This window comes from Erysipelatoclostridium sp. An15, assembly GCF_002160675.1.
Classification (GTDB): Bacteria; Bacillota_I; Bacilli_A; order Erysipelotrichales; family Coprobacillaceae; genus Thomasclavelia; species Thomasclavelia merdavium.
In genome coordinates this window covers 18,023-28,534 of record NZ_NFLA01000037.1, presented here as the reverse complement: position 1 = coordinate 28,534, position 10,512 = coordinate 18,023, and the positions used below count along the sequence as shown (strand labels likewise).

The 10,512-nt window shown below is 28.2% G+C and carries 16 protein-coding genes; all 16 read left to right on the top strand.

Features of this window, described 5'->3' with window-relative positions; genetic code table 11:
* The first annotated feature begins 129 nt into the window (after nucleotides 1-129).
* Entirely contained in the window at nucleotides 130-1,275 is a 1,146-nt protein-coding gene (locus B5E92_RS11220; protein WP_087302208.1) for an NAD-dependent epimerase/dehydratase family protein, read from the top strand.
* Between the two features lie 108 nt (nucleotides 1,276-1,383).
* Nucleotides 1,384-1,722 carry a hypothetical protein gene (locus B5E92_RS11215; RefSeq protein ID WP_087302206.1) on the top strand — a complete coding sequence of 113 codons (339 nt, stop codon included), beginning with the start codon at nucleotides 1,384-1,386 and terminating at the stop codon, nucleotides 1,720-1,722.
* A gap of 163 nt (nucleotides 1,723-1,885) precedes the next feature.
* A complete protein-coding gene (locus B5E92_RS11210; protein ID WP_087302204.1) occupies nucleotides 1,886-2,197 on the top strand; it encodes a hypothetical protein in 312 nt (103 codons plus the stop codon).
* Nucleotides 2,181-2,501, top strand: coding sequence for a VapD family protein (gene vapD, locus B5E92_RS11205; protein WP_087302202.1), 321 nt, complete (start codon nucleotides 2,181-2,183; stop codon nucleotides 2,499-2,501). Before B5E92_RS11210 ends, vapD begins: the two co-directional genes overlap by 17 nt.
* Before the next feature lie 147 nt (nucleotides 2,502-2,648).
* Nucleotides 2,649-2,963, top strand: coding sequence for a hypothetical protein (locus B5E92_RS11200; protein ID WP_087302200.1), 315 nt, complete (start codon nucleotides 2,649-2,651; stop codon nucleotides 2,961-2,963).
* A 94-nt stretch (nucleotides 2,964-3,057) separates the two neighbouring features.
* On the top strand, nucleotides 3,058-4,239 hold the full coding sequence (gene wecB / locus B5E92_RS11195; RefSeq protein WP_087302199.1) for a non-hydrolyzing UDP-N-acetylglucosamine 2-epimerase: 1,182 nt from the start codon (nucleotides 3,058-3,060) through the stop codon (nucleotides 4,237-4,239).
* Nucleotides 4,240-4,358: 119 nt separating this feature from the next.
* On the top strand, nucleotides 4,359-4,688 hold the full coding sequence (locus B5E92_RS11190; protein WP_087302197.1) for a hypothetical protein: 330 nt from the start codon (nucleotides 4,359-4,361) through the stop codon (nucleotides 4,686-4,688).
* Nucleotides 4,689-4,833: 145 nt separating this feature from the next.
* On the top strand, nucleotides 4,834-4,968 hold the full coding sequence (locus tag B5E92_RS15925) for a hypothetical protein (protein WP_255376224.1): 135 nt from the start codon (nucleotides 4,834-4,836) through the stop codon (nucleotides 4,966-4,968).
* Between the two features lie 60 nt (nucleotides 4,969-5,028).
* A complete protein-coding gene (locus B5E92_RS11180; protein ID WP_087302193.1) occupies nucleotides 5,029-5,481 on the top strand; it encodes a hypothetical protein in 453 nt (150 codons plus the stop codon).
* 24 nt (nucleotides 5,482-5,505) lie between these two features.
* The gene (locus tag B5E92_RS11175) at nucleotides 5,506-5,790 is read left to right on the top strand and encodes a hypothetical protein (RefSeq protein WP_087302191.1); all 285 of its coding nucleotides are present in this window, start codon (nucleotides 5,506-5,508) and stop codon (nucleotides 5,788-5,790) included.
* A gap of 332 nt (nucleotides 5,791-6,122) precedes the next feature.
* Nucleotides 6,123-6,443 (top strand): PqqD family protein, encoded by a 321-nt coding sequence (locus tag B5E92_RS11170; protein ID WP_239406451.1) that lies wholly within the window; start codon nucleotides 6,123-6,125, stop codon nucleotides 6,441-6,443.
* The gene (locus tag B5E92_RS15695; protein ID WP_204245273.1) at nucleotides 6,443-6,718 is read left to right on the top strand and encodes a hypothetical protein; all 276 of its coding nucleotides are present in this window, start codon (nucleotides 6,443-6,445) and stop codon (nucleotides 6,716-6,718) included. The genes B5E92_RS11170 and B5E92_RS15695 overlap by 1 nt, the downstream gene beginning before the upstream one ends.
* Nucleotides 6,681-7,523 (top strand): radical SAM protein, encoded by an 843-nt coding sequence (locus B5E92_RS11165; protein ID WP_204245272.1) that lies wholly within the window; start codon nucleotides 6,681-6,683, stop codon nucleotides 7,521-7,523. The genes B5E92_RS15695 and B5E92_RS11165 overlap by 38 nt, the downstream gene beginning before the upstream one ends.
* Nucleotides 7,516-7,929, top strand: coding sequence for a hypothetical protein (locus tag B5E92_RS11160; RefSeq protein WP_087302189.1), 414 nt, complete (start codon nucleotides 7,516-7,518; stop codon nucleotides 7,927-7,929). The genes B5E92_RS11165 and B5E92_RS11160 overlap by 8 nt, the downstream gene beginning before the upstream one ends.
* 187 nt (nucleotides 7,930-8,116) lie before the next feature.
* A complete protein-coding gene (locus B5E92_RS11155) occupies nucleotides 8,117-8,746 on the top strand; it encodes a hypothetical protein (RefSeq protein WP_239406450.1) in 630 nt (209 codons plus the stop codon).
* Nucleotides 8,733-10,496 (top strand): ABC transporter ATP-binding protein, encoded by a 1,764-nt coding sequence (locus B5E92_RS11150; RefSeq protein ID WP_087302187.1) that lies wholly within the window; start codon nucleotides 8,733-8,735, stop codon nucleotides 10,494-10,496. The genes B5E92_RS11155 and B5E92_RS11150 overlap by 14 nt, the downstream gene beginning before the upstream one ends.
* The last annotated feature ends 16 nt before the right edge of the window (nucleotides 10,497-10,512 follow it).

Here is a 10,512-nt window from a genome sequence, read left to right as displayed (position 1 = left end):
CACAGGGAGTGAGAATAAAACCTTCATCCAAAACAAAACTATTATCTTAAAATTAGAATGTACAATCAATAATGAATTTAATAAAAATCATTAAATGATTACGTACATATTATACGAGGGAGTGTGTAAATGAAAATATTAGTAACTGGTGCTAATGGATTTGTAGGTAAAAATCTTGTTAGTACATTAAAAAATATCAAAGATGGTAAAGACCAGACTAGAAATATTAATATTCAGGATATATATACTTATGATATTGAAAATACAATTGATGATTTGAAAGAATATGTAAAAGATTGTAATTTTGTTTTTCATCTTGCAGGTGTCAATCGTCCCAAAAATATTGAAGAATTTTATGAAGGAAATACCAATTTTACAGAATTATTATGTGCTTCATTAGAATCCCATAATAATAACTGTCCAATTCTTATCAGTTCATCTATTCAGGCAAAGAAAAGTAATGATTATGGAAAAAGCAAAAAAGAAGGGGAACAGATTTTAATCAAACATGCAATGAATAATGATTCAAAGGTCTATATCTATAGACTTGCAAATCTGTTTGGAAAATGGTGCAAGCCTAATTATAATAGTGTAGTTGCAACATGGTGTTACAATATTGCACATGATAAAGATATTCAAATTAATAATCCTAATGCAAAAATAGAATTATGCTATATTGATGATGTAATAGATGAGTTTTTAAATGCGTTGGAAGGTCATCCAACTATTAGTATTGGAGAATATAATGAAGTTCATCCTACTCATGAAATTACTTTGGAAGAGCTATCAAAAATGATTTATTCATTTAAAAAATCAAGAGGAAATTTGATTGTTCCAAATTTAAAAGAAGATAGTTTAGAAAAAAAACTATATAGTACATATTTAAGTTATTTACCAAAAAAACAATTTTCATATCCTTTGAAAATGAATATAGATGAAAGAGGCTCATTTACAGAGTTTATAAAGACATTAGAATATGGACAAGTAAGTGTTAATATTTCTAAACCAGGAATAATTAAAGGACAGCACTGGCACCATAGTAAAAATGAAAAATTTTTGGTTGTAAGTGGTGAAGGATTAATACAATTTAGAAATATATATAGTGATGAAATTATAGAATATCATGTAAGTGGTGATAAATTAGAAGTAGTTGATATTCCTACAGGGTATACTCACAATATTATCAATATTGGTAAAACGGATATGGTAACAATAATGTGGGCAAATGAACAGTTTGATCCTACTCATCCTGATACTTATTATGAAAAAGTTTAACTTTTTAAAGAAATTTATGATTTTATCTCGTATATAATAGTGAGGGATATTATACTATCGATAATATGATAACTGATAAAATACTTACTATTATAGGAGTGTGAGAAAATGATTATGGAAATATATTTAAATGAAAGTAAAGCAAAAGATAATAACATTGATATAAATTCATGTTATGAAAAAATTGATAATTATTTTTTATCTAGAGGAGTTATCAAGGTTGCTAAAGGTATCTATAAAGGTGTAAAAAAAGATTTTACAACATTCGCAATAGCTCAAGGACAATTACCTAATACTAACTGGTTTTTAAAAATTATAGATGAATGGTATATTAGTTATTTTGGTGATGAACCAGATAGTCCAGAATACCGCCAAGATGCATTGGAATCATATTATCGTATTAAAAAGCAACATAACAGTTATATTAGGAACCAGAAAAGCTCTTAATTTTGCTATAAGTAATAGCTGTTTGAAAATTATATTTACTTAAATAATGAATAATTTAAAGTAATTTCATTCTTTTAAAATGTATATAGTAATAGAAGGATAATTTAGATTGTATCATGTAATTAATTCTAGTAAGATATATTTTGGAAGGTGTGATTAAATTATGATGATGGAAATTTATTTAAGTAAAGATAAAGCAACAATGAATAATTATAATATTGATGAATGTTATAGTAAAATTGATAAGTATTTTTTAAGCCATGGTGTTAAAAAGATTTCTAAAGGAGTCTATCAAGGGAATAATAAAGATTTTTCTGTTTTTGCTTGTGCACAATCAGCACTTCCTAGGATAGACTGGTTTTTAAAAATAGTTGATCAATGGTACTGTCGTTACGAAGGTGATACAATTGAATTTAGAGAAGATGCATTAGAATCATATTATCGGATTAAGGCAAGATATGCAGACTTCAATTAGTAGAAAGGCTATTAATTTTGATTTAAGTGAAAATCTTCTAAAAAAATATTATCCTTCAAAAAATTATCGAAATAGTTGGAGAGAAATAAAAAAATTTTTAGAAAAAAGTGATTTTATTCATCGTCAGTATTCTGGATATGTATCTAGAAAATGCATACCAATGGCAGATGTATTGAATATAATTACAGAAATGGCTATTAAATTAAAATGGTTGAAATTGTGTGTAATTGAATTTGACGTAACGATAGTCGGAAATAATTATAGTTTAATTTCACATATATACAATGCAAATTTTGATATTTAAACAAATGTGAGCCGATAGTTTTTAATATTGGTGAAACCAATAATTTAGAACAAATTATATAAGAATATATCTAATAATAGATGAATAATTTAGATTGTATTATTAATTAATTTTAATGATATATATTTTGAAAGGTGCAATCAAACTATGATGATGGAAATGGAATTGAGTGTACAAAAAGCAAAGGAAAATAATATTGATATTGAAGAATGTTATAAAAAAGTAGATGATTTTTTTAGAAAGCATGGTGTAAAGAAGATAGGAAAAGGAATATATAAAGGGAATAAAAAAGATTTTGATACATTCATGAAAGCACAGTGGGATTTACCAACGACAGCATGGTTTTTAAAGATAGTAGATAACTGGTATTTTCGGTATGAAGGTGATACAATCGAATATCGTGAAGATGCATTAAAATCGTATTACGAAGTAGAAGCTAGATATGCTGATTTTGTATGGTAAGAAAGCTTGATGAATTTTTGAAATAGATAAAATAATTAATAAAATGAGTTACAGTTAGCTCATTTTTTTATTTTGGTAAAATGGAGAAATGAAAATGGATATAAATAAAGATTATTCAAATATTAAATGGCAAGAAAATGGAAAGTTAAAACTATTAATTATTGTTGGTACTAGACCAGAAATTATTAGATTAGCTGCTGTAATTAGTAAATGTAGAAAGTATTTTGACTGTATATTAGCGCATACCGGTCAAAATTATGACTATAATTTAAATGGTATTTTTTTTCATGATTTAAAATTAAAAGATCCTGATGTCTATATGAATGCAGTTGGTGATGATTTGGGAGAGACAGTAGGGAATATTATTAACTGTTCTTATAAACTGATGAATCAAATCAAACCGGATGCTTTGTTGATTTTAGGTGATACTAATAGCTGTTTAAGTGCTATTAGTGCTAAAAGATTACATATCCCTATTTTCCATATGGAAGCAGGTAACAGATGTAAAGATGAATGTCTACCGGAAGAAACAAATCGAAGAATTGTTGATATTATTAGCGATGTAAACCTGGCATATAGTGAACACGCAAGAAAATATCTTCATGAATGTGGTCTCCCTAAAGAAAGAGTATATGTAACTGGTTCACCAATGGCAGAAGTATTACATAATAATTTAGAACAAATTAAAAAATCAGATATATTAGAAAAACTAAATCTAAAAGAAAAAGGATATATCTTATTAAGTGCTCATCGAGAAGAAAATATTGATACTGAGAAGAACTTTTTATCACTATTTAATGCGATAAATAAACTGGCAGAGAAATATGATATGCCAATACTATATTCATGTCATCCAAGAAGCAAGAAAAGACTTGAAGAATCAGGATTCAAACTAGATCTTAGAGTAATACAGCATGAACCACTAGGATTTCATGACTATAATAATTTACAGATGAATGCATTTGCAGTAGTAAGTGATAGTGGGACATTACCAGAAGAGAGTTCATATTTTACAAGTATCAATAGACCATTTCCAGCAGTATGTATAAGAACAAGTACAGAAAGACCGGAAGCATTAGATAAAGGATGTTTTGTTTTAGCAGGAATAGATGAAAAATCATTATTACAAGCGGTAGACACAGCAGTAGAAATGAATAAGGACAATGATTTAGGAATACCAGTACCAGATTATGTAGAAGAAAATGTAAGTACAAAAGTAGTAAAATTAATTCAATCATATACTGGAGTAGTTAATAAAATGGTTTGGAGAAAGTAAAAAAAACAATTTTTAAAAAGAAAATTCACATTTTTGAATGTATATAATATAGAAGGATAATTTAGATTGTATCAAGTAACTAATTCTAGTATTATATATTTGAAAGGTGTGATTAATCTATGATGATGGAAATTTATTTAAGTATAGAAAAAGCTAAACATTACAATATTGATATCGATAAATGCTATGATAAAATTGATAAATATTTTATTGAAAATGGTGTCAAAAAGATATCTACTGGTATTTATAAAGGAAATGATAAAGATTTTGACACTATTATGGGTGCTCAATGGAATTTGCCTAAGACAAGCTGGTTTTTAAAAATAATCGATCAGTGGTATTGTCGCTATGAAGGAGATACAATCGAATATCGAGAAGATGCTTTAGAATCATATTATAAGATTAAAGTTAGAAATGAAAAGTTTTTTAAAAACAAGAAAAGCTATTAATTTTGATTTAAGTGAAAATCTTCTAAAAAAATATTATCCTTCAATTCATTATAGGAATGCATGGAGAGATATTAAAATATACCTAGAATCTAATGATTTTAGACATCGGCAATATTCTGGATATGTTTCCAAAGGGTATATGTCAATGTCAGATGTAGGAAATATTATAATTGGTATGGCTGAATATTATTCATGGCTTGGTTTATGTGTACAACAATTAGATGTTACAATAGTAGGTAATGAATATAGTTTTATTTCTAGAATAAAAATTAATAATTGATAAAAATGAGTATAAAAGCTCATTTTTATTATAGAAAAGTAAGTGGGAAGGGAAAATAAAATGGATAAAGAAAATAATGTTTATAAAGATAGTAATATAGAAATTAAAGAGAATATTTTAAAGTTTAGTAATCATGTAATTCAATTATCAAATGTATCAAGTGTTTCTATTTCACCGATGGAAAAAAGAAAAATTCCAAGTGAATTATATATTGGAGCAATAGCAGGATTAATTTTGCTAATTTATATTCCTGTTTTAGGAATAATAGTAGCTGGTATTGCTATTTTTGTTATATTAAAAATTATTTCTGATAATAATGCATTAGGTTATTATTTAAAAATAAGTGTAAATTCTAGAGAAAATTATTATTTTAATGCTTCTGAAAGAAGGTTTTTAAGTGAAATCGTAAATGTTATGGAAAATTGTTTTAATAGTACTAATCCACATATAACTATTGATATGAAAAACAGTAATATTCAATATGGAGACGGAAACGTATTTCAGTCTAAGTAATAAATTGTATAGGGAGTAGTTAACATGACATTTAACATTAATATGAATAATAGTAATTTTCAACATGGCAATAACAATACCTTTATTAATTCAAACAATTCAAATAAAATAAATTGGAAAAACATAGAACATGATTATTTAAAAATAAAAGAAATAGAAAAAGCACCTGAATTAGTTGAAGCAATAAAACAACAATCAGTTTTATCTTTTAAAGAGAAGATTAAAGAACATATTGCTAATTATGGAATCAATGTTTTAAGCAATTTGTCTACTACAGCAATTTTAGAAATACTCAGTATGTTTTTGTAATATTATTAAAATTTATTGAATTTGACAAAGTAAATTGATTAATTTAAAATAAAACTAAGCTTACAAATGACTTTTAAAATTAATCGTTGCTACGTCACGTTGATTTTAAATTTCTGTTATCATAGTACCAGTTCGTATATTATACGAACTGGTACATTATACTCAAAATTAGACATGGTATGTAAATACCCTGTTTTTATTTTGTCTTTTAACAGTTTTTGTAAGTTTATTACAAGAGCTACCTAGTAGTTCTTTTTTTATTTTGGGGGAGGGGATGCAAGAAATAAGTATTTAAATACATTGATAAATAACATTATAAAGGGGTGATCGTAATGAAATTAAAAGATGATTTAGTCTTACGAAAAGTTGCAGATCAATATGTTATTGTACCAGTAGGTAAAAGAGTTCAAGAAGTAACTTCGATAGTTTATATTTCATCTTCAGCGGCTTATCTTTGGGATTTCATGAAAGATAATGAATTTGAAGTTGATGATTTAGTAAAAATGATTATGGAACATTATGATGGAGTAAATGAAGAAGTGGCTAGAAAAGATGTTGAATCTTATATTAAATTACTAGCAGATAACTACATTTTAGATGATGGTAAAATGAGAGGTTTTAATTTTATACGTGTTCCATCAGGTGAGAAATAATGGCATATGAGTTTGAACCAGTATGTCGAAGAATGGAGTGGCTTGATCCTTTCTATAAACAAGTATGGGAAAAAGCATATACTGATGCAATACCAATATCAGGAACATTTGAATTAACACCGCGATGTAATTTCAATTGTTCTTTTTGTTATGTTCATTTAAAAGAAAAGGATATTTCAAAATATGGCCAAGAATTAAACGGCAAACAATGGATTGAAATTGCAAAACAAGCAAAAGATGAAGGGACAACATGGTTATGTATTACCCGGCGGTGAACCATTGTTACATCCTGATTTTGAAGAAATTTATACTACATTAGCTAAAATGGGTTTCTTTATTACTTTACAAACAAATGGATATTTAATAAAGGACAAATATATCAAAATATTTGAAGATTATCCACCAAGAGGAATAAAGATTACTTTATATGGTGCTAGTGATGAAACGTATCAAAAAGTATGTGGTATTAAAGATGGTTTTACTAAAGTCCATCAAGGTATACAATTATTAAGACAAATGAAAATACCAGTTCATCTGGTTAGTACTATCACTAAACAAAATATTGAAGAACATAAAAAGATGGCTTTTTATGCATTTATCAATCAAATACCATACGCTTCTACTGGAGGTATTCGTAATTCTATTAGAAAAGAAAATGCAGAATTAGATGAAATTAGAGTAAAAGAAAATATTGAAAAAAGTAAAATTGAAGAAATAAAACATTTCATTAATAATCCTATTAATATTGAACGAAAACCATGTACTTATTGTAAAGATTATCGATTAGGGTATTGGATTACTTGGGATGGTAAAATTAGATTTTGCAGTTTTTTAAATGAACCAGATATTTCAATTAAAGAATTAAGTTTTAAAGAAGCGTGGCAACGACTAGTAGAATTTGAAGATCAACTAGATTGGCCACAAGAATGCAAAGAATGTGATTTTTCTAAAGTTTGCTTTAAGTGTGCAGCAACACTTGCAACAAACTCAGGAAGTGTTCACAAAATAAATAAAGAATATTGTAAAAAAATAAGAGATTATTATAAAAGAGTGAAAGAGGAGGACAAAACTAATGAGTAATAATAGTTTTATTAGCGGAAGTAATTATGTTCAAGCACCTAATAACCAGTATGAGAGTGTGAGAGGAATCTCGGTGAATAACAATGAAGGTGTTATACCATCAGGAGCTACTTTATCAAAAGGATGGTATTTTCAGTGGATAAGTAATGGATTTACAGGTAACGGTTGGCATTTAGATATTTCTAATTCACCTTTAAATTATTATAGTAACAATCATGGTGGAATGTTTAATAGCGATGAAGATGTTTTAGATTACCTTAGCAATACAGAAGAATCTGGTGGTAATTTGGATGCAATTTTTATATTTTGGCAAAACTATATTAATAATGTAACTGATGAAAGCAATGATGCATATACGCAGTTTTTAGATGCGACAGTTGGGTGCAGAATAGGGAGTTCGTCATAATTATTTAATATATATGAATCAATTAAACAGTTTTTTTATTTGTGGATTTAATTTTTTTTTTGAGAGTAGTATTATAATTGCATCTGTTTGGAAAAAATTTAAGGATACTCATTTGGGCAATAACAAATATATTATTATATACAGTTCATCAAAAGGTCAGGTATATAATGGCTTAAGGTATAGTAAATTGTCAACAGTTAACTCAAATCTAGTAATCTGTGATAATGATATTATGGTTGTAAATGAAGATTGGAGTAAAGCAAATATTATAAAAATGGAACATCCAGAAAGTTTTGATGCTTTTACTATGCAATTGTTTTATACACATGCAGTAAGAAATCATATGATACAAGTTCATAGTTCATTGATTGAATATAAAAATAGCGGCATTATGTTTTTAGGACCATCAGGTATTGGTAAGACTACTCAAGCAGAGTTGTGGCATCAATATCTAGATGCTTTAATTATTAATGGTGATTGCGTATTTGTGGAAGATAAGGGTGATGAATTTATTGGCTGGGGAACTCCTTGGCATGGGTCATCGCCTTATTGTGAAAATACTAGTGTACTGGTTAAGGCATTGGTTGTATTGAAACAGGGACAGGAAAATAGGATAAGAAAACTGGAAGGTTTTGAAAAAGTAAGTGAGGTAAGTAATAACATTATTTATCCAATGTGGATTGAAGATGGAATGGATTTATGCTTAGAAACCTTGGATCATTTATTAACTCATGTCCCTGTTTATGAATTAGTTAATAAAGCCGATGAAGATTCAGTATTAATGGTTAAACAGGTGGTGTTTGATGAAAAAAATTAAGCATATTATTAAAAGAATTAAAGAAGGACGTTTAAAAGAGTTATTTGAGCAGTTAGCTTGGATGGCAATTTATGTAAAGAGATATTGGTGGCTAATTGCAATATATACTTTTTTAATGACTTCTGGTTCTTTGCTTAGTTTAGGTTCGACAGTTGTTTCTCGAGATTTGGTGGATGCAGTAACTGCGGGTAATACTCAAATTATTTTTTCAGTTGTTTTTACTTATGTAGGAGTTGGCGTTGGACAAATTTTTATCAATGTAATTAGAACTCGAATTTCTTTGAAAATTCAATTAAAGATTCAAAATGAAATCAGAGAAGATATTTTTAAACAGATAATGCAAACAGATTGGGAAGCATTATCAGAATATCGAACTGGTGATTTATTGTATCGTATTAACGGAGATGCCGGGATGGTGGCAAACAGTATCTTAACGTTTATCCCAACGGTTATCTCCGTTTTTATTAGCTTTTTTAGTGCTTTTTGGATTATGATTCAAAATGACTATATGATGGCAGTCATTGCTTTAATGGGAGCACCGATTTCTTTGATTACTTCTAGATATACAATGGCTAAAATGCGTGAGTATACAAAAAGAAATCAAGATTTTTCAAGTAATAAGATGGCTTTTGATCAGGAGACTTTTCAAAATCTTCAAATGATCAAAGCATTTGGATTAGTACCTAGATTTATTGATAATTTTCATGAAGTAACTCAAGAATCAATGAAAATATCATTAGATCAAAATAAGTTTCAATCTTTAACAACTATTATTACTTCATTAGTTGGCCAGGTTATCGGATATGCTTGCTATGGTTATGCCTTATTTCGTTTATGGCAAGGAGAAATCAGTTATGGAACAATGACAATGTTTGTTGGGATGGCTGGTTCGCTACGAGGATCATTTAGTTCAATTGTTAATTTGGCACCAACACTGATTAGAGCTTGTATTAATGCTCAACGAATTATTGAAATTATAACTTTACCTCGTGAAAGAATTCAGGATGACAAAAAAGCTAAAGATATTTTAAGTGTTGCTGGTAGAAGTGGTGTTGAAATATTAATGGATAATGTCAGTTTTTGGTATCAAGAAGGCCAGCCTGTTTATGAAAATGCCTGTTTTTATGCTAAACCTGGCGAAATTATTGGCTTGCTTGGTCCTTCGGGACAAGGAAAAACCACAACTTTAAATTTATTATTAGGTTTATTTCATATCCGTGAAGGTAAACTTAAAATCGGTAATCCTGGTCATGAAATGATTGATATCTCATCTGCGACACGTTGTTTGTTTGGTTATATTCCTCAGGGTAATACTTTATTTAGTGGTACGATTGCTCAAAATATTGCAATGGTAAAACCTGATGCAACTGAAGAAGAAATTATTGAAGTTTTAAAAACAGCTTGTGCTTGGGAATTTGTGGAACAATTAGAAGAAGGAATTCATACTTCAGTAAGAGAATTAGGACGGAGATTTTCTGAAGGGCAAAAACAAAGACTTTCGATTGCAAGAGCATTGTTAGCTGATGCTCCGGTTTTATTATTGGACGAGGCAACAAGTGCTTTGGATATGGCTACAGAAAAGAAAGTATTAAAAAACATCTTAAAAAGAGATCCACTTAGAACTTTAATTGTAGCAGCTCATCGTCCTAGTGTCTTTTCAATGTGTCACCGGGTTTATAGGGTTCAGGATGGAATAATCAAAGAAGCTAATCATGATGAAGTACAAAAGTTTTTAGAGGGTGATGAATAAAAATATGCTGTAACTA

What these genes read in the sequence shown, in the direction of transcription:
- B5E92_RS11220 (WP_087302208.1), top strand. Translation starts at nt 130, where the DNA reads ATGAAAATATTAGTAACTGGTGCTAATGGATTTGTAGGTAAAAATCTT.
- B5E92_RS11215 (WP_087302206.1), top strand. Translation starts at nt 1,384, where the DNA reads ATGATTATGGAAATATATTTAAATGAAAGTAAAGCAAAAGATAATAAC.
- B5E92_RS11210 (WP_087302204.1), top strand. Translation starts at nt 1,886, where the DNA reads ATGATGATGGAAATTTATTTAAGTAAAGATAAAGCAACAATGAATAAT.
- vapD (WP_087302202.1), top strand. Translation starts at nt 2,181, where the DNA reads ATGCAGACTTCAATTAGTAGAAAGGCTATTAATTTTGATTTAAGTGAA.
- B5E92_RS11200 (WP_087302200.1), top strand. Translation starts at nt 2,649, where the DNA reads ATGATGATGGAAATGGAATTGAGTGTACAAAAAGCAAAGGAAAATAAT.
- wecB (WP_087302199.1), top strand. Translation starts at nt 3,058, where the DNA reads ATGGATATAAATAAAGATTATTCAAATATTAAATGGCAAGAAAATGGA.
- B5E92_RS11190 (WP_087302197.1), top strand. Translation starts at nt 4,359, where the DNA reads ATGATGATGGAAATTTATTTAAGTATAGAAAAAGCTAAACATTACAAT.
- B5E92_RS15925 (WP_255376224.1), top strand. Translation starts at nt 4,834, where the DNA reads ATGTCAGATGTAGGAAATATTATAATTGGTATGGCTGAATATTATTCA.
- B5E92_RS11180 (WP_087302193.1), top strand. Translation starts at nt 5,029, where the DNA reads ATGGATAAAGAAAATAATGTTTATAAAGATAGTAATATAGAAATTAAA.
- B5E92_RS11175 (WP_087302191.1), top strand. Translation starts at nt 5,506, where the DNA reads ATGACATTTAACATTAATATGAATAATAGTAATTTTCAACATGGCAAT.
- B5E92_RS11170 (WP_239406451.1), top strand. Translation starts at nt 6,123, where the DNA reads ATGAAATTAAAAGATGATTTAGTCTTACGAAAAGTTGCAGATCAATAT.
- B5E92_RS15695 (WP_204245273.1), top strand. Translation starts at nt 6,443, where the DNA reads ATGGCATATGAGTTTGAACCAGTATGTCGAAGAATGGAGTGGCTTGAT.
- B5E92_RS11165 (WP_204245272.1), top strand. Translation starts at nt 6,681, where the DNA reads ATGAAGGGACAACATGGTTATGTATTACCCGGCGGTGAACCATTGTTA.
- B5E92_RS11160 (WP_087302189.1), top strand. Translation starts at nt 7,516, where the DNA reads ATGAGTAATAATAGTTTTATTAGCGGAAGTAATTATGTTCAAGCACCT.
- B5E92_RS11150 (WP_087302187.1), top strand. Translation starts at nt 8,733, where the DNA reads ATGAAAAAAATTAAGCATATTATTAAAAGAATTAAAGAAGGACGTTTA.